General features: G+C 51.5%; 15 protein-coding genes. 5 read left to right on the top strand and 10 right to left on the bottom strand.

The window, feature by feature from the left end:
• Positions 1-19: 19 nt before the first annotated feature.
• From rraA to priA, 7 genes are all read right to left on the bottom strand, one after another.
• On the bottom strand, positions 20-505 hold the full coding sequence (gene rraA, locus BSPA111_RS20030; protein ID WP_034500052.1) for a ribonuclease E activity regulator RraA: 486 nt from the start codon (positions 503-505) through the stop codon (positions 20-22).
• 92 nt (positions 506-597) lie between these two features.
• Positions 598-1,527 carry a 1,4-dihydroxy-2-naphthoate polyprenyltransferase gene (gene menA, locus BSPA111_RS20025; protein WP_183272896.1) on the bottom strand — a complete coding sequence of 310 codons (930 nt, stop codon included), beginning with the start codon at positions 1,525-1,527 and terminating at the stop codon, positions 598-600.
• A 75-nt stretch (positions 1,528-1,602) separates the two neighbouring features.
• Positions 1,603-2,937, bottom strand: a complete 1,335-nt coding sequence (gene hslU, locus BSPA111_RS20020) for an HslU--HslV peptidase ATPase subunit (RefSeq protein ID WP_183272895.1) — start codon at positions 2,935-2,937, stop codon at positions 1,603-1,605.
• Positions 2,938-2,946: 9 nt separating this feature from the next.
• Positions 2,947-3,477, bottom strand: a complete 531-nt coding sequence (gene hslV / locus BSPA111_RS20015) for an ATP-dependent protease subunit HslV (RefSeq protein WP_034461419.1) — start codon at positions 3,475-3,477, stop codon at positions 2,947-2,949.
• 90 nt (positions 3,478-3,567) lie between these two features.
• Positions 3,568-4,575, bottom strand: a complete 1,008-nt coding sequence (gene ftsN / locus BSPA111_RS20010) for a cell division protein FtsN (protein WP_183272894.1) — start codon at positions 4,573-4,575, stop codon at positions 3,568-3,570.
• Positions 4,576-4,664: 89 nt separating this feature from the next.
• A complete protein-coding gene (cytR, locus tag BSPA111_RS20005) occupies positions 4,665-5,699 on the bottom strand; it encodes a DNA-binding transcriptional regulator CytR (protein ID WP_183272893.1) in 1,035 nt (344 codons plus the stop codon).
• Positions 5,700-5,864: 165 nt separating this feature from the next.
• A complete protein-coding gene (priA, locus tag BSPA111_RS20000) occupies positions 5,865-8,060 on the bottom strand; it encodes a primosomal protein N' (protein WP_183272892.1) in 2,196 nt (731 codons plus the stop codon).
• Positions 8,061-8,265: 205 nt separating this feature from the next.
• Between priA and rpmE the strand changes: the two genes are divergently transcribed.
• Entirely contained in the window at positions 8,266-8,481 is a 216-nt protein-coding gene (gene rpmE, locus BSPA111_RS19995) for a 50S ribosomal protein L31 (protein ID WP_124022232.1), read from the top strand.
• Positions 8,482-8,666: 185 nt separating this feature from the next.
• Here rpmE and metJ read toward each other — a convergent pair whose 3' ends face one another.
• Positions 8,667-8,984, bottom strand: a complete 318-nt coding sequence (gene metJ, locus BSPA111_RS19990; protein ID WP_034461414.1) for a met regulon transcriptional regulator MetJ — start codon at positions 8,982-8,984, stop codon at positions 8,667-8,669.
• 261 nt (positions 8,985-9,245) lie between these two features.
• On the opposite strand from metJ, the gene metB reads away from it, so the two are divergent.
• The 4 genes from metB (at position 9,246) to katG (ending at position 16,380) form a co-directional block, all read left to right on the top strand.
• Entirely contained in the window at positions 9,246-10,406 is a 1,161-nt protein-coding gene (gene metB / locus BSPA111_RS19985) for a cystathionine gamma-synthase (RefSeq protein ID WP_183272891.1), read from the top strand.
• Positions 10,407-10,408: 2 nt separating this feature from the next.
• Positions 10,409-12,841, top strand: coding sequence for a bifunctional aspartate kinase/homoserine dehydrogenase II (locus BSPA111_RS19980; protein ID WP_183272890.1), 2,433 nt, complete (start codon positions 10,409-10,411; stop codon positions 12,839-12,841).
• Positions 12,842-13,065: 224 nt separating this feature from the next.
• Positions 13,066-13,956 (top strand): methylenetetrahydrofolate reductase, encoded by an 891-nt coding sequence (metF, locus tag BSPA111_RS19975; RefSeq protein WP_183272889.1) that lies wholly within the window; start codon positions 13,066-13,068, stop codon positions 13,954-13,956.
• Between the two features lie 240 nt (positions 13,957-14,196).
• Positions 14,197-16,380, top strand: a complete 2,184-nt coding sequence (katG, locus tag BSPA111_RS19970) for a catalase/peroxidase HPI (RefSeq protein ID WP_183272888.1) — start codon at positions 14,197-14,199, stop codon at positions 16,378-16,380.
• A gap of 52 nt (positions 16,381-16,432) precedes the next feature.
• Here the strand turns inward: katG and BSPA111_RS19965 are convergent, their stop codons facing one another.
• Together BSPA111_RS19965 and fsa are read right to left on the bottom strand one after the other, a co-directional pair.
• Positions 16,433-17,536 carry a glycerol dehydrogenase gene (locus BSPA111_RS19965; protein WP_183272887.1) on the bottom strand — a complete coding sequence of 368 codons (1,104 nt, stop codon included), beginning with the start codon at positions 17,534-17,536 and terminating at the stop codon, positions 16,433-16,435.
• Between the two features lie 35 nt (positions 17,537-17,571).
• Entirely contained in the window at positions 17,572-18,234 is a 663-nt protein-coding gene (fsa, locus tag BSPA111_RS19960; protein ID WP_183272886.1) for a fructose-6-phosphate aldolase, read from the bottom strand.
• Positions 18,235-18,249 lie beyond the last annotated feature (15 nt).

Raw genomic sequence — 18,249 nt, 5'->3', positions numbered from 1 at the left:
GTTTTGTTATTCGATTTCGTTATTCTATATCGAGGGGATCTTCGGAAAGGATGATGCCAGTGTTATCGGCATATAAATGGTCACCGGAGAAGAATGTCACGCCACCAAAGTTAACGCGCACATCGCTTTCGCCAACACCAACACCTGCGGAACCCACTGGAATGGCGGCAATCGCCTGGATACCAATATCCAGTTCTTCCAGGTCATCAACCTGACGCACGGCACCGTAAACCACAATGCCTTCCCACTCGTTTTGAGTCGCCAGACGGGCAAGCTCTGCATCAATCAAAGCACGGCGAACAGAGCCGCCGCCATCAATGACCAGAACACGACCACGGCCATTTTGTTCGAGCAGATCATACAACAATCCGTTGTCCTCGAAACATTTCACCGTGATGATTTGCCCGCCAAAGGACGACCGCCCACCGAAATTGGAAAACAGCGGTTCAACGACGTTGACATCTTCCTGATAGATGTCGCAAAGCTCGGAAGTATCATATTTCATAGGATTAAGATTCTGTTGCTGCACGAGTTGTCAGTATATCGCTTAATGTTAACTGTTGGCAAAATCATCAATTGTTAATTGATATTTGTCAGCTAAAACGACACCGTACTTAGCACAACCCCTACTGCAAACAACAGGTTAGTGAGTAATGCAGCTTTTACCGTGCGTTCAAGCATCGGACGCATAGCGACAGGTTCCTGCTCAAGCAAGACATAACGCGTCTGCTTTATCAGCAATGGAGCGGCCAGGACAAACAGCCATCCCCAAAGGCTTTGTAGCCAGAACAGATTAAATAGCGCAAGGCACGCCAGAGCGCCTAGCAACAGGCAGGCATGATAGCGACGAGCTAACACAGGCCCCAGGCGTACAGCCAGCGTGTTTTTACCGTTTTCCCGATCGCTGTCGATATCACGTAAATTGTTGATGTTAAGCACTGCTGTTGCGAGTAATCCGCATGCCGTCGCGGGGAAAAATACCAATGGCGCGAGGGTATGAGCTTGCAGATACCAGGTTCCTGCAACACTCAGCCAGCCAAAAAAGACCAGTACTGAAATATCGCCAAGCCCCATATAACCATACGGGCGCGTTCCAACGGTGTAAGTAATTGCGGCGATGATGGCCAACAAACCCAGGGCCAGGAAACCAAGGAAATCTGCCAATGTGCGGCAAGCGACGGCGACCAAAGCAAGGCCAGACAAGCAAATCAACACCACGGTGATCATCAGCGCTTTTTTCATTTGCGCCTGAGTAATCACCCCTTTCTGCATTCCGCGTAGTGGGCCGATTCGGTCTTCTTTATCGCTACCTTTAACCGCATCGCCGTAGTCATTCGCCAGATTCGAGAGGATTTGAAGTAGCCCCGCTGTCAGCAACGCCAGTAATGCAATGGCCGGATTAAACACGTCTTGCCAAAAAGCCAACGCGGAACCACAGACGATAGAGGCAAATGCCAGTGGTAACGTGCGTGGACGCAAGCTTTCAAGCCAGGCCTGAGTTGTGCTTACAGAGTGCGATTCGCTCATAAGTCTCTCTGTTAGATATAAAAAATGGAGGGCATAAGCCCTCCATTTGAAATGAAGAAAATACGTTGAGCGGGATTATAGGATAAAACGGCTCAAGTCTTCATCTGCTACCAACTCATCCAGATGCTTACTGACATATTCACCGTCAATGAGAATGGATTGGCCACTCAGGTCGCTGGCATCATAAGAGATGTCTTCTACCAGACGTTCCAGCACAGTGTGCAGACGACGTGCGCCGATATTCTCGGTGGACTCGTTCACCTGCCATGCGGCTTCAGCGATACGGCGAATACCGTCTGGAGTGAAGTCGATAGTCACGCCTTCAGTGCCCATCAGTGCTTTGTACTGCACGGTGATAGACGCATTTGGCTCAGTCAGAATACGTTCGAAATCTTCGACAGTCAGCGCCTGTAATTCCACACGAATTGGCAGGCGGCCCTGCAATTCAGGGATCAGATCTGACGGGCTTGCCACCTGGAACGCACCGGATGCGATAAACAGAATGTGGTCAGTTTTGACCATACCGTGTTTGGTCGAAACGGTGCAGCCTTCAACCAGCGGCAGCAAGTCACGTTGCACGCCTTCACGAGATACATCCGGGCCGGAGCTGTTGCCGCCACGCTTACAGATTTTGTCGATCTCATCGATAAACACGATACCGTGTTGCTCAACGGCATCAATCGCGTCTTGCTTCAGTTCTTCCGGGTTCACAAGCTTCGCGGCTTCTTCTTCAATCAGAAGTTTCATCGCATCTTTGATTTTCAGCTTGCGTGGCTTTTGCTTCTGGCCGCCCAGATTCTGGAACATAGACTGCAACTGGCTGGTCATTTCTTCCATGCCAGGAGGAGCCATGATCTCAACGCCCATTGGTGCTGCAGCCAGATCGATTTCAATTTCTTTATCGTCTAACTGGCCTTCACGCAATTTCTTACGGAATGACTGACGAGCTGCTGATGGCTCTTGCGGTGCTTCAGCCTGGCCCCAGTTATTTTTAGCTGGTGGGATCAGTACATCAAGAATGCGCTCTTCGGCCATTTCTTCGGCACGGAAGCGGTTTTTCTCGATGGATTGCAGACGTACCATTTTCATCGCGGAATCAGTCAGATCGCGGATGATAGAATCCACTTCTTTACCAACATAACCGACTTCGGTGAATTTGGTTGCTTCAACTTTGATGAACGGTGCGTTTGCGAGTTTCGCCAGACGACGGGCAATTTCGGTTTTACCGACACCCGTTGGGCCGATCATCAGAATGTTTTTTGGGGTAACTTCATGGCGCAGCTCTTCATCAAGCTGCATACGGCGCCAGCGGTTACGTAGCGCAATCGCCACGGAACGCTTGGCATTGTCCTGGCCAATGATATGTTTGTTCAGTTCGCTGACAATTTCGCGTGGGGTCATTTCAGACATGGGGATTCCTTACGCCTTAGACGCTAATTCTTCAATAGTATGGAAATGGTTGGTGTAGATGCAGATATCACCGGCGATCCCCAGCGATTTCTCTACGATGTCACGAGCACCCAGTTCGGTGTTTTCAAGAAGCGCACGCGCTGCAGCCTGGGCGTAAGGGCCACCTGAACCAATAGCAATCAGGTCGTCTTCTGGTTGGATGACGTCACCATTACCGGTGATGATAAGGGAAGCATTTTCATCGGCGACGGCCAGCAGCGCTTCGAGCTTGCGCAGCATACGGTCGGTACGCCAGTCTTTTGCCAGTTCAACCGCCGCTTTCACCAGGTGACCCTGGTGCATTTCAAGCTTGCGCTCAAACAGTTCGAATAGGGTGAAGGCATCAGCGGTGCCGCCAGCAAAACCGGCAATCACTTTGTCGTTATACAAACGACGCACTTTTTTGACGTTGCCTTTCATCACGGTATTGCCAAGAGTGGCCTGACCATCACCACCGATTACGACATGGCCGTTGCGGCGTACACTTACTATTGTTGTCACGAGCAGACCCCTTATTGCATCAGCTAAAAAAGTACCCCGATATTATATCGGGGCTGAATGCAATTATAGATGGGGGGGATTTTGGGGGTTTCAACCCCCAGTGCCAAGACGAATACAGTTAGAGTGACCCGCCATCTTCAGACGGTTGATCGTCCCATCAGCATTCTCTTTGCCTTTGATTGGCCCAATCACGACGCGATTCCAGCCATTATTGGTGGTAATGCGCGAATCAAAACCTTCGAAAGCCAATTGAGCTCGAACGGTTTCTGCCTGCTCGCTACCTTTAAATGAACCACACTGCACCATCCAGCGTTTTTCATCTTTCGGTTTGTCCTGCGGAGCCGGAGTTGATTTTACAACGTCGATTGGCGCTGCCGGTTGAGCCGCTTTTGGTTGCGTCTGTTCACGCGGTTGTGTCGTTGGTGTCGATGCACGCTGCTGAGTATGCGGCGGCGTTTGCAACAAATCCTGGTACGGCTGTTGCGTTGACACTGTAGTACGCGGTTGCTGCTGTACTGGACGTGGTTGCGTCGTTACTGGCTGCGATTGCTGTTGCACGGCTCTTGGTTGCGGCGCAACTTGTTGAGCGGTGAACTGCTGCTGTTGTACTTGCTGTTGCTGAATGGCTTTCTGGCGCTGTAATGTGTGTTGACGCTGTTCTGGCGTCTGTTCATTCCATGGCACTTCATTCAACTGAGTAGGCTGCTGGCGCATATCCGCCTGCATTTGCTCCAACAACTGGCGCTGTTCGCTGGTGAGCTGATCTTTATTCTGCACTTCGCCACCGGCAGTCGGTTCAGTAGGGCTACGCACACCGGTCTGGCGATTCTCCAGCTCTTTGATATAACGCCAGCGTTCTTCTGGTTTAGGTGGCAGACCATTTCCTGTGACTTTATGGCCAGGCAGGGTTTCGCTTTCATCTTTCTTATGATGAGTAATGAAGTACAGAGCACCAATAAAGGTCACCAGAACGGCGGCCGCAATAGCGACCATTGTCGGCGAGACAGATGGTAGGCTGCGTTGCTTGTTGCGGGTGCTACTTTTCTTACGCCGCGTACCTGCCGATTGCCCGCGGCGTACATAATCTCGTTGTGCCACTATCGATTCGCTATATTTTTTACGTTTATCAGCCCGCCATGTTACTTAATGGACATCCCTTTGACCAGAATCCAGTGTCCTAAAGCGGTTCATTTTCTACTGCCTGGTGCGCTGGTGGAGCCTCGTTCAATGAGCTCACAGTCCAGCAAACGCGAACCACTACTCACGGCTTGCCCGTGAAGTTGATCCAATAGCAACAGCATAGCTTCTCGCCCGATATCGAAACGGGGTTGCGCTACAGTGGTGAGCGGTGGGTCACAGAACTGGGAAAGAGCGATGTCATCAAAGCCCATGATTGATAAATCTTCCGGTACGCGTAAGCCGCTGCGCTTGGCCTGGGACAATGCACCCAGCGCCATAACGTCGCTATGGCAGAACACCGCGGTCGGCGGATTCGGCAGCGCCAGTAATTTCGTTAACGCCGCAGCACCGGCTTCATAGGTGAAGTTTCCGCGCGCTATGTAATGCGGATCGACAACGGTTCCTGCACGGCGCAATGCCTGCACGTACCCTTGCAAGCGGTAGTGACAAAGCGGCATCTCTTCAGGGCCCGCAATACAGGCAATTTTTTGATGACCAAGCTGCTGCAGATAATAAACAGCGTTAAACGCGGCTGTCAGGTTATCAATATGAACGGTTGGCAGTTCCAGTTCAGGCGCAAATTCGTTTGCCATGACCATCGGCGGCAAATTACGTTGCTCTTCAATGCTGGCATCGAAGGGAAGACGCGAGCCGAGCAATAGCATCCCGTCAATCTGCTTGGTGATGATCAGATTGATGAAGGTTTTTTCTTGCTGGTTTTGATGAGCGCAATCACCAATTAGCACCAAATAGCCTTGTTCCGCTGCCGTCACTTCGATACCGCGAATAATTTCGCTAAAGAAGGGATCGCAGATATCCGGGACAATAACCAGAATAGTGCGTGATTCATTACGCTTTGAATTTCGCCCCAATGAATGGGGTAAATAACCTACGGCTATTGCCGCTTGTTCCACACGATTACGAGTGCTTTGCGATACTTTGTCCGGGTTCATTAGTGCCCTGGACACTGTTGCGGTTGAGACTTTCGCCTTAACAGCAACATCTTTCATGGTTGCACTTGCAACCTGATTCTTCGGCTTCAACTTCTTCTCCTCGCGTGCACTCGACAGGTGCTGACAACGTCCCTGGTGTCTGACCATGTCCACATTCTTAGCAGAAATTGATGTTCGTTGGTTACAGTTATTTCATTAAAAGTGTGATGCTTGTTGAATTTCTAGATCCGCTTCGCATATCCGCAGGAGTTTGTGCTACCCGTCTATCGGATCAACGTCCAGCGTCCACTTCACTTTGCGTGATTCCGGCAAGGTATTGACCAGTTTCAGTGAATGACTGACCAGGCGTTGCAGGCGTGCTCGAGAAGGGTGTTGCAGCAGAATTTGCCAGCGGAAACGTCCGCCTCGTTTAGGCTGCAAACAAGGAACGGGCCCCATAATCCATAACTGCTCATCTCTTAACGGGCTGGATTCCAGCAGATTGCGCAATTGCTGCAAAAACAGTGGTGCTTGATGATTATTCTGATCTTCCGCGCGGAACATGATGTGGCTAGTAAACGGCGGTAAAAAGACCGTCTGGCGTTCTTTTAGAGCCTGGCTTGCGAAGTCGTCGTAACCTTTGGTGAGCAATGTTTGTAATAAAGGGTGCTCAGGATGGTGCGTTTGTAGAAGGACTTCACCTTGCTTGCCAGCTCGTCCAGCGCGCCCAGAAACCTGGATGTAGAGTTGGGCAAAGCGCTCCGCTGCACGGAAATCAGCGGAAAAAAGTGCACCATCGACATCCAGCAAAGCCACCAGAGTGACGTCCGGGAAGTGATGGCCTTTCGCTAACATTTGCGTACCAATCAAAATACGCGCGCCACCCTGATGGACCTCCGCCAGTTGTTGCTCAAGTGCCCCTTTTCGGCTGGTAGTATCGCGGTCGATACGTGAAATTGGCACACCAGGGAATTCCGGCGCAAGGCTATGCTCAAGCTGTTCCGTTCCCATTCCGACCGGAACCAGATTGGTAGAACCACAGTGAGGGCACTGCTGCGGAATCGGCCTTTGGCTGTCGCAATGGTGGCAGCGTAAATGGCGCTGACCTTGATGATAGGTGTAGTAGTGATCGCAACGTGGGCATTCTGCTATCCAACCGCACTCATGGCACAGCAGTGCGGGGGCAAATCCACGGCGATTAAGGAACAGGATCACCTGATTATCAGCCTTTAAATGCTGGCCAATTTTTTTGATAAGCGCAGGTGCCAGGCCGGACTTCAACGGCTGTCCTTTTAAATCCACGACTTGTTGTGTCGCAGGGCGTGCATTACCGGCACGCTTTGTCAGGCGCAACTGCCGATATTTTCCCAATTGCACATTGTGCAGGGTTTCCAGTGCGGGAGTCGCGGAGCCAAGAATAATAGGGATGTCTTCCGCATGGGCGCGATAAACGGCTAAGTCACGTGCGTGGTAGCGCCAGCCTTCTTGCTGTTTATACGAGCTGTCGTGTTCTTCATCAATGACGATCACGCCGAGTCGGCAGAATGGGGTAAACAGCGACGAGCGTGTGCCAATGACAATCGCGGCCTCGCCGCTGCGTGCTTTTAACCACACGGCAAGACGCTCGCTGTCGTTAAGCCCGGAATGCAGGACTTCTACTGGCGCGTTAAAACGTTCGCGGAAACGGGCGATGGTTTGTGGCGTTAAACCAATTTCTGGCACTAACACCAATGCCTGCTTGCCTTGTGCCAGTACATTTTCCAGCACGCTGAGATACACCTCCGTTTTACCGGAGCCGGTAATGCCCGCCAAAAGCCAGACCGCAAAGTGATCGGCAGAGCTATGAATGGCACCGATTGCGGTGGCTTGCTCAGTGTTCAGGCGTAAGCGTTCGCCTTCGACGGAATAGCTGTCGCGCCAGTCAGTCGTCGCAGGTGCGGCACTTTTCAGGTCGCACAAACCTTTGGCCCGCAGCGCTTGTAGCCCTGCTTCGCTGATTTCCAGCTCGCTTACCTGATGACGCCAGATGATATTTTGCCGAACCGCTGCCAGCGCCTGCTGCTGTTTAGGCGCGCGCTTGAGGCTATTAAGGTCAACAGCTTTGCCTTCTTCGGTGGCGAACCAGTACCACAAAGGCGCGTGGTGCGCGGGTTTGCCTTCACGCAGCAAACCAGGGAGCGCATGAAAAAGCACATCGCCGATGGGATGATGGTAATACTCGGAAGCCCATATCAGGACACGCCATAGCGAAGCTGGAAACAATGAGGTTCCATCCAGAACTTCAGCCACTGGCTTGAGCTCGTTGAGCGGCAATTCGCTGTGCTCGCTAACGGCTACGACAATCCCGACAGCCTGGCGTTTGCCAAACGGCACCTTGACGCGGCAGCCTGATGCCACCTGCATTCCAGTGGGAACGAGGTAGTCAAAAGTTCGGGCAAGGGGAACCGGCAAAGCGACGTGGGCTACTGACATGAAAGCTTCCAGGCTGAAAAAGAGGAAATAGTGTACACTGTGTGTTCCAGAAAATGCGGATCAGTTTGCATCCGTGGGCGGGGTTCTGTATGATTCGCCGCCTTTGATGCGCAGTTTTTGGTATCAAAAAACCTAATTTATCAACTTCGCGTGGTGTCTGGCGTTAGGGCTGGAAGAGCGACGCGGCCTTATACAGAGGTTTTCCATGAAAAAGAATATTCACCCGAACTACGCAGAAGTTACTGCAAACTGCTCTTGCGGTAATTCTATCAAGATTCGCTCTACCGTGGGTCATGATCTGAACCTGGACGTATGTGGCGAATGCCACCCGTTCTACACTGGCAAGCAGCGTGATGTTGCTACCGGTGGCCGCGTTGACCGCTTCAACAAGCGTTTCAGCGTTCCAGGCGCGAAGAAGTAATTCCCGCACGGTAAGAGAAAGGCGCCTTCGGGCGCCTTTTTTACATCTGCAATTTACTATAACCGCTAGAATTCGAGTTGCTGGTAGGCGGCAAGGGAGCAAATCCCCAGGAGCTTACTCAAGTAAGTGACTGGGGTTTGTGAGTGCAGCCAACACCCCAGCAACTTGAAGGATAACGGTTAGAATCAATATTCCCAGGTTTCTGGATCGATCCCCAACTCACGCATAATCACCTTCGCCGCTTCTGGAATCTCATCGCTACGCTCTTTGCGCAGGTCTGCATCGTTTGGCAACGGTTGGCCAGTAAACGCGTGCAGGAATGCTTCGCACAGGAGTTCACTGTTAGTCGCATGACGCAGGTTATTCACCTGGCGACGGGTGCGCTCATCGGTGAGGATTTTTAACACCTTCAGAGGAATGGAAACCGTAATTTTCTTTACTTGCTCACTCTTCTTCCCGTGCTCAGCGTAAGGGCTGATATATTCGCCGCTCCATTCAGCCATGAGATACTTAATCCTCTTATCAATGTATACGTGCTTCAATCGGGTTATATGTGATTGAAGCGATTATCTGGTCGTAGTGTAAGCGTTTATTGATTCGCGGTCTGCGACGCTATCACCCTAAAGCGTATAATTTTAACGGCTATTGCGCGTTTGCTCAATCTATACGCAAAGAAGTTTAGATGTCCAGATGTATTGACGTCTAACTCGCCAGTGTTTACTCTGGTGCCTGACCTTTATTCGACCAGCAAGGATTCGAGAGCCATGACGCGTAAACAGGCAACTATCGCAGTACGTAGCGGTTTAAACGATGACGAGCAATACGGCTGCGTTGTACCGCCTATCCACCTCTCCAGTACTTACAATTTCACCGGGTTTAACGAACCGCGCGCGCATGACTATTCGCGTCGAGGGAACCCTACGCGTGATGTTGTACAGCGTGCACTGGCCGAACTGGAAGGGGGAGCGGGGGCTGTGCTGACCAATACCGGTATGTCAGCAATTCACCTGGTCACGACGGTTTTCCTGAAACCTGGCGATCTGCTGGTGGCTCCACATGACTGTTACGGCGGCAGCTATCGACTTTTTGATAGCCTGGCAAAACGCGGCGCATATCGTGTTTTGTTTGTCGATCAAGGTGATGAAGTAGCCTTAGCTAAGGCTCTTAACGAAAAACCAAAACTGGTGCTGGTCGAAAGCCCAAGTAATCCCTTGTTACGAGTGGTAGATATTGCGAAAATCTGCGCCGCTGCGCGCGAAGCAGGGGCAATCAGTGTGGTGGATAACACCTTCCTGAGCCCTGCGCTGCAAAACCCGTTGGCCTTGGGCGCGGATCTGGTCCTGCACTCTTGTACTAAATACCTGAATGGTCACTCAGATGTTGTTGCGGGTGTGGTGATTGCGAAAGACGCGGAAACCGTCACAGAGCTTGCCTGGTGGGCAAACAACATTGGCGTAACTGGCGGTGCTTTCGATAGCTACTTGCTGCTGCGCGGCCTGCGTACGCTTTCACCACGTATGGAAGTGGCGCAACGAAATGCACAGGCGATTGTCGATTTCCTGCAAACGCAGCCGCTGGTGAAAAAGCTGTATCATCCTTCGCTGCCAGAAAACCAGGGCCATGAAATTGCTGCTCGTCAGCAAAAAGGTTTTGGCGCGATGCTGAGTTTTGAATTTAATGGCGACGAGCAAACGCTGCGTCGATTCCTGAGTAGCCTGACTCTCTTCACTTTGGCGGAATCGCTGGGTGGAGTAGAAAGTTTGATTTCACACGCGGCGACAATGACCCATGCGGGCATGGCGCCAGAAGCGCGTGCCGCAGCGGGGATTTCCGAAAGCCTGCTGCGTATTTCGACTGGCATTGAAGATAGCGACGATTTAATTGCTGACCTGGAAAATGCGTTCCGGGTTGCAGCCGAGGGGTAAGCATGAGTGTTTCAGCACCTGCAGGGGCGCCGGTTCGTCAACTGCATAAATTTGGTGGCAGTAGTCTGGCAGATGTGAAGTGTTACCTGCGCGTTGCGGGGATTATGGCCGAGTACTCTAATCCTGGCGATATGATGGTGGTTTCCGCCGCCGGTAGCACAACTAACCAGTTGATTAACTGGTTGAAATTGAGCCAAAGCGATCGTCTTTCAGCTCATCAGGTTCAGCAAGCACTGCGCCGTTATCAGAGCGATTTGATTAGCGGTCTTGTGGCGCCTGATGTTGCTGATAGCTTAATTGGTCAGTTTATTCATGATCTTGAGCGTCTGGCAGGTTTGCTCGATGGCAAAATAACTGATGCAGTGTATGCCGAAGTTGTGGGTCATGGTGAAATTTGGTCTGCACGTCTGATGTCTGCGGTGCTGAATCAATTAGGTCATCCAGCCGCGTGGCTGGATGCCCGCGAATTTATGCGCGCTGAACGTGCTGCTCAACCACAAGTTAACGAAGGCTTATCATGGCCTTTGTTGCAAGAGCTCATGGCGCAACATCCGCATAAACGCCTCGTCGTTACCGGTTTTATTTGTCGTAATGATGCGGGTGAAACCGTGTTGCTTGGCCGTAACGGTTCTGACTATTCTGCAACGCAGATTGGCGCACTGGCTGGGGTTTCCCGTGTGACCATCTGGAGTGATGTCGCAGGGGTTTACAGCGCGGATCCACGCAAAGTGAAAGATGCGTGCTTGCTCCCACTCTTACGCCTTGATGAAGCAAGTGAATTGGCTCGTCTGGCCGCTCCTGTACTGCACGCTCGTACATTGCAGCCTGTTTCCGGTAGCGACATCGACCTGCAATTACGTTGCAGCTATTCCCCGGAACAAGGCTCAACACGTATCGAACGTGTACTGGCATCAGGTACTGGCGCGCGTATCGTCACCAGCCACGACGATGTCTGCCTGATTGAACTACAGATTTCCCAACAGCAAGATTTTAAGCTGGCGCACAAAGAGCTGGATACGTTTTTAAAACGTGCTCAGATTCGCCCGCTGTCAGTGGGTGTTCACCCCGATCGTAACCTGTTGCAACTTTGCTATACCTCAGAAGTTGCAGGCAGCGTGTTAGAAACGCTCACGAAGGCGAGTTTGCCTGGCGAATTACGCTTGCGCGAAGGTCTGGCGCTGGTGGCAATGGTCGGCGCAGGTGTATGCCGTAACCCGCTTCATAGCCACCGCTTCTGGCAGCAGCTAAAAGACCAGCCTGTTGAGTTTATCTGGCAGTCTGAGGACGGAATTAGTCTGGTTGCGGTGCTGCGTGTTGGCCCAACTGAAAACTTAATCAAGGGTCTGCATAAGTCTCTGTTCCGTGCTGAAAAACGCGTTGGTCTGGTTTTGTTCGGCAAAGGAAACATTGGTTCGCGTTGGTTGGAACTGTTCGCTCGCGAACAAGAAACCCTTTCTGCTCGTACCGGTTTTGAGTTCGTTCTGGCCGGTGTGGTGGACAGTAGCCGCAGCTTGTTGAATTACGAGGGACTGGACGCCAGCCGCGCGCTCGCTTTCTTTAACGACGAAGCGGTAGAGCAGGATGAAGAATCGCTGTTCCAGTGGATGCGTTCGCATCCGTATGACGATTTGGTGGTTCTGGATGTAACGGCGAGCGAGCAATTGGCCGACCAATATCTTGATTTCGCAAGCCACGGTTTCCACGTTATTAGCGCTAATAAACTGGCGGGTGCCAGCAACAGCCAGAAGTACCGTGAAATTCGTAACGCATTTACCAAAACTGGCCGTCACTGGCTGTATAACGCCACCGTGGGTGCGGGGTTGCCGGTGAACCATACCGTTCGTGACTTGCGTGAAAGTGGTGACTCGATTCTGGCGATCAGCGGTATTTTCTCCGGCACGCTCTCCTGGCTGTTCCTGCAATTCGATGGCACGGTGCCGTTTACCGATTTGGTGGACCAGGCCTGGCAGCAAGGATTGACTGAACCTGATCCACGCGTTGATCTCTCCGGTAAAGATGTGATGCGCAAGCTGGTGATCCTTGCTCGCGAAGCGGGTTATGACATCGAACCGGATCAGGTGCGTGTTGAGTCTCTGGTAACCAACGGCAGCGAAGAAGGCTCTATTGACCATTTCTTTGAAAATGGCGATGAGATAAATGAGCAGATGATTCAACGTCTGGAAGCCGCTCAGGAAATGGGACTGGTGTTGCGTCATGTCGCACGTTTCGACGCTAACGGTAAAGCGCGTGTGGGTGTGGAAGCGGTGCGTCCTGAGCATCCTTTGGCTTCATTGCTGCCGTGCGATAACGTGTTTGCCATTGAAAGCCGTTGGTATCGCGATAACCCATTAGTTATTCGTGGGCCAGGTGCTGGACGTGATGTGACTGCGGGTGCTATTCAGTCGGACCTCAACCGCCTGGCGCAGTTGCTGTAAATTTCTGAGGCATAAAAATACGAAGGCCAGCTTTTGCTGGTCTTTTTTTATTGTTTTTATCTAACATGAAGAAATTTCAAGTTGATTGAGAATTCCTCATTTCTTGTGTTGAATTTTCAGTTGACGACGTCACGCTTTTCCTTCATCTTGCTATCTAGACGTCTAAACGTATAGAAGTCGAATATAACAACACATTATTACAAAGCGATTGATGAGGTAAGGGTATGAGCTTTTTTCACGCCAACCAGCGGGAAGCACTAAATCAGAGTCTGGCTGAAGTTGCTGGGCAAATTAACGTTTCCTTTGAATTTTTCCCGCCGCGCACCAGTGAAATGGAACAGACCCTGTGGAGCTCAATTGACAGGCTCAGCAGCCTGAAACCAAAATTTGTCTCCGTGACTTACGGCGCAAATTCTGGAGAACGCGACCGTACGCATAGCATCATCAAAGGCATTAAAGATCGTACGGGCCTGGAAGCGGCACCTCACCTGACCTGTATTGATGCAACTCGCGACGAACTGCGCGGCATCGCTCAGGACTATTGGAATAACGGTATCCGTCATATTGTTGCTCTGCGCGGTGATTTACCCCCAGGTAGCGGCAAGCCAGATATGTATGCCTCTGATCTGGTGACGTTACTGAAAGATGTCGGTGATTTTGATATTTCGGTCGCTGCTTACCCGGAAGTCCACCCTGAAGCAAAAAGTGCGCAAGCTGATCTGATCAACCTGAAGCGTAAGATTGATGCCGGTGCAAACCGCGCTATTACTCAGTTTTTCTTTGATGTGGAAAGCTACCTGCGTTTCCGTGACCGTTGTGCTGCCGCTGGTATCGATGTCGAAATCGTGCCGGGCATTCTGCCGGTAAGTAACTACAACCAGGCACATAAATTCGCCACTATGACCAACGTGCGTGTTCCACATTGGATGGCGCAGATGTTTGAAGGGCTGGATAACGACGCAGAGACTCGCAAAATGGTCGGCGCCAATATCGCGATGGATATGGTGAAGATTCTGAGCCGTGAAGGGGTTAAAGATTTCCACTTCTATACGCTGAATCGTGCAGAAATGAGCTATGCGATCTGCCACACCCTGGGTGTTCGCCCAACAGTTTGATTCAGAAATGGCCCGCCAGGGCCATTACTCCCTCTATAGTTCTACTCTCCCTTCAAATACCCCTTTCATTTCTAATGTTAAGTTTTGAAAGTTTATGTAGCTGTCGACGTTTCGTATAACAATTTTTGCTATGTTGCCTGGTAGCCAACAGGAAATAACTATCAAATCTGTAGTTTTTTTCATCTATAACTTATCTGCAGAGCTGTATATCCTGATAAAAATAGTGAAGGGAGCAGGAAGATGAGCACAAACGAAAACGATCAAAATACGTTGTCCGCAGGAAAATGCCCGTTCCATCAGAGTAGCCATGATGAAAGTGCTGGAGCCGGAACAAGCAGTCGTGATTGGTGGCCGAAACAACTCCGCGTCGATCTCCTCAATCAGCATTCCAACCGTTCAAACCCTCTTGGTGAAGATTTCGATTACCGCAAAGAATTTACCAAACTCGATTACTCTGCGCTGAAAGGCGATCTGAAAGCATTATTAACGGATTCTCAACCATGGTGGCCTGCGGACTGGGGCAGCTATGCCGGGCTGTTTATTCGTATGGCCTGGCATGGTGCCGGTACTTATCGTTCTGTTGACGGCCGTGGTGGTGCAGGCCGTGGTCAGCAGCGCTTTGCTCCACTCAATTCCTGGCCGGATAACGTGAGCCTTGATAAAGCTCGTCGCCTGCTGTGGCCTATCAAACAGAAATATGGTCAGAAAATTTCCTGGGCCGACCTTTATGTGCTGGCAGGTAACGTGGCGCTGGAAAATTCCGGCTTCCGTACCTTTGGTTTTGGCGCTGGACGTGAAGACGTTTGGGAGCCAGACCTCGATGTGAACTGGGGTAATGAAAAAGCCTGGCTTGAGCATCGTGACCCAGAAGCGCTGGCCAAACGTCCATTAGCTGCGACCGAAATGGGGCTGATTTACGTTAACCCTGAAGGGCCAAATGCCAGTGGTGAACCGCTCTCAGCGGCCGCTGCCATTCGTGCTACGTTCGGCAACATGGGAATGAACGACGAAGAGACAGTTGCGCTTATTGCTGGCGGTCATACGCTGGGTAAAACCCATGGTGCCGCAGAGGCAACCCATGTGGGAGTCGATCCAGAATCAGCGCCTATTGAAGCTCAGGGTTTAGGTTGGGCGAGCAGCCACGGTACTGGAGTCGGTGCTGACGCAATCACTTCTGGTCTGGAAGTCGTCTGGTCACAAACGCCGACTCAATGGAGCAACTACTTCTTCGAGAACTTGTTCAAATTCGAATGGGTACAAACACGCAGTCCTGCTGGCGCCATTCAATTTGAAGCAGTGGATGCGCCAGAAATCATTCCAGATCCCTTTGACCCATCGAAAAAACGTAAGCCAACTATGTTGGTTACTGACCTGACGCTGCGTTTCGACCCGGAATTCGAAAAAATTTCACGCCGTTTCCTCAATGATCCTCAAGCATTTAATGAAGCTTTTGCCCGTGCATGGTTCAAGCTGACTCACCGCGATATGGGGCCGGTAGCGCGTTACATTGGTCCAGAAGTGCCAAAAGAAGAGCTGATTTGGCAGGATCCATTGCCAAAAGCTACATTCAAGCCAACTCCAGCAGATATTGATCACCTGAAAGCAGAGATTGCTCATTCCGGTCTGTCGGTTAGTGAACTGATTTCTGTGGCCTGGGCGTCAGCGTCTACTTTCCGTGGCGGCGATAAACGTGGCGGCGCAAATGGTGCGCGATTGGCTCTGGCTCCTCAGCGTAACTGGGATGTGAACGCCACTTCTGCGCGTGCTCTGCCTGCACTGGAAACCATTCAGAAAGCCTCTGGTAAAGCCTCGCTGGCCGATATCATTGTGCTGGCGGGCGTTGTGGGTGTTGAGCAGGCGGCGGAAGCTGCAGGTATCAGTGTACGTGTTCCATTTATTCCTGGACGTGTGGATGCGAGTCAGGAACAGACTGATATCGAGATGTTCAACCTGCTTGAGCCTGCTGCAGACGGTTTCCGCAACTACCGTGCGCGTATTGATTCGGAGACAACAACAGAGTCACTGCTGATTGATAAAGCGCAACAATTGACGCTAACCGCGCCGGAACTCACAGTGCTGGTGGGTGGTTTACGCGCGCTGGGTGCAAATTTTGATGGTAGCAAGCATGGGGTGTTCACCGATCGTTTGGGTGTACTCAGTAACGATTTCTTTGTCAATCTACTGGATATGCGCACGGAATGGAAAGCGACCGATGCCTCTTCTGAACTGTTTGAAGGCCGTGACCGTCAAACGGGTGAAGTGAAGCACCTGGCGACTCGCGCGGATCTGGTCTTTGGTTCCAACGCCATTTTGCGTGCACTGGCAGAGGTCTATGCCAGTGAAGATGCGAAAGAGAAATTTGTGAAAGACTTCGTTGCGGCTTGGGTAAAAGTGATGAATCTGGATCGTTTTGACCTGAACTAAACCTGTATCTGACACAAAAATCCCCGCAAATGCGGGGATTTTTTTATTAGTGTTATTCCCACGCTTGCAGGAGACGCTGGCCGTACTGGTCGGCGACCAAAAGCGCAGCGTAGACCTGGTCGGGTGATACGCCACCTGGCATGTTGTGAATAGTTTCTCCTTCCGCGCAGGCAGCTTGCGCAACAATCCGCATTTTTTCCTCAACGTCAGTTTTGATATCCAACTGCGAAAGCGTGAGCGGCAAACCGACTGCATGGCACAATGCTGCGACCGTTTCGAACTCTTCTTGCGGTGCGTTTTCCAGCACTAGCTGGGTTAGCGTCCCGAAAGCCACTTTCTCACCATGATAGAAATGATGAGCATCTGGAATTGCCGTCAAGCCGTTATGTATCGCATGCGCTGCAGCCAGGCCGCCACTTTCAAAACCGACACCACTCAAATAGGTGTTTGCTTCGATGACGCGTTCCAGTGCCGGTGTGACAACATGCAGCTCTGCCGCGAGCATTGCTTTTTCACCCTCTTCCAGAAGCGTGTTGTAGCACAACTCCGCCAGAGCCAGAGCTGCTTGTGTGCAACGGCCTCCTGCCATAGTGGTGGCGCCACTGCGTGAACAGGCGCGGGCTTCAAACCAGGTTGCCAGAGCATCGCCAATACCTGCGGCCAGTAAACGAGCGGGGGCGTTGGCGACGATCTGAGTATCAATGACGACCATATCTGGGTTATTGGGGAGCAACAGATAGCGGTCAAATTCCCCTGTGTCCGTATAAATGACGGACAGTGCGCTGCATGGGGCGTCTGTTGAGGCAATGGTCGGGGCGATAGCAACCGGGACATTCATAAAATGCGCCAGTGCTTTGGCAGTATCGAGAGTTTTCCCCCCGCCGATCCCCAGAATGGCACCGCACTGCATCTTTTCGGCCACGGCTCGCAAACGATCAATTTCACTTTGCGAACATTCACCACCAAATGGTGCAACTTCCAGCGCGAGCCCGGCATCCTTCATGCTTTTGCATAATGCTTCTTGCGCAAAACTTAATACAAACTTATCACCGACGACCAACCAGCGCTCCGCCAGTGGTTTGAGATAGCTGCCGAGGCGGGTAATAACCTCTGCGCCCTGAATGTACTTACCCGGTGACTGTATTATGCGGTCCATTTACTGCCTCCTGTGATTAAGCCAAATAAATCGGGTTACAGGCTTAAGCGACCAAACGCTTTCTGCCAGTCCTCTTCAAACTTCACGATCGCCGCTTCTACTGCGGGTGCCGCTAAGAACTGCTGGGCAACATCCAGGGGGAGCGTGATGGATTCACATCCAGCCAGTAAACAATCCAGGGCCTGACGCGGTGTTTTAAAACTAGCAGCCAAAACTTTGCTATCTGGCGCGTGAAGCTCGAGGAGTGCTTGTAACTCTTGCACCATGTGAATCCCGTCCCCGCCTTGAGCATCAACGCGGTTAACGTAAGGTGCGACATAAGCCGCTCCAGCCAATGCTGCCAATAGCCCTTGCGCTGCGCTGTAAACGGCAGTACCCAGTGTTGGAATACACAATGCAGTGAGTTGTTTAATGGCGGCTAATCCAGCAGATGTGACTGGGATCTTCACTACAATACCGGGAACATGCGCAACCAGTTTTTGCGCCTCATCAACCATCCCGCAGGTTTCGCGGCTCATTACTTGGGCAAACAAGCGGCCTTCTTTACCCACTGCTGCTTGCAAGCGCGGCAGCACATCCCAGATAGATTCTCCACCAGCTGCGATAATGCTTGGGTTTGTAGTCACGCCCTGTAACGGGAAAATACGTGCCAGACGTTCCACTTCTGCGACATTTGCCGTATCGAGATAAAGCTCCATCAATATTTCCTCTTA

The organism is Buttiauxella sp. A111 (genome assembly GCF_014189855.1).
GTDB classification, from domain to species: Bacteria; Pseudomonadota; Gammaproteobacteria; order Enterobacterales; family Enterobacteriaceae; genus Buttiauxella; species Buttiauxella selenatireducens.
Note: the sequence above shows the minus strand (reverse complement) of the source record. Positions and strands in the feature narration are given on the sequence as shown.